Source organism: Vibrio sp. 10N.286.48.F5 (assembly GCF_041469785.1).
In the GTDB taxonomy this organism is placed as follows: Bacteria; Pseudomonadota; Gammaproteobacteria; order Enterobacterales; family Vibrionaceae; genus Vibrio; species Vibrio crassostreae_C.
In genome coordinates this window covers 1-237 of record NZ_JBFRLG010000090.1, presented here as the reverse complement: position 1 = coordinate 237, position 237 = coordinate 1, and the positions used below count along the sequence as shown (strand labels likewise).

At 41.8% G+C, this 237-nt stretch carries 1 tRNA gene; it reads left to right on the top strand.

From position 1 onward, the window contains the following. Nucleotides 1-84: 84 nt before the first annotated feature. Nucleotides 85-160: transfer RNA gene (locus tag AB4185_RS21940), tRNA-Ala, on the top strand. Nucleotides 161-237 lie beyond the last annotated feature (77 nt).

Below are 237 nucleotides of genomic sequence, written 5' to 3'. Positions count from 1 at the left end.
CCTCCTTATACGAAGATATTTACGATGAGTACCCACACAGATTGATGGTTTAATAAGTTAAGAGTAGGAAATACTTTTCCAGATGGGGCTATAGCTCAGCTGGGAGAGCGCCTCGCTGGCAGCGAGGAGGTCTGCGGTTCGATCCCGCATAGCTCCACCATCTTTAAGTGTTCTTCCTTAAGAATCTTTAAAAATGGCTATTTCTTTTGAAATATCTAGCTCTTTAACAATTTGGAA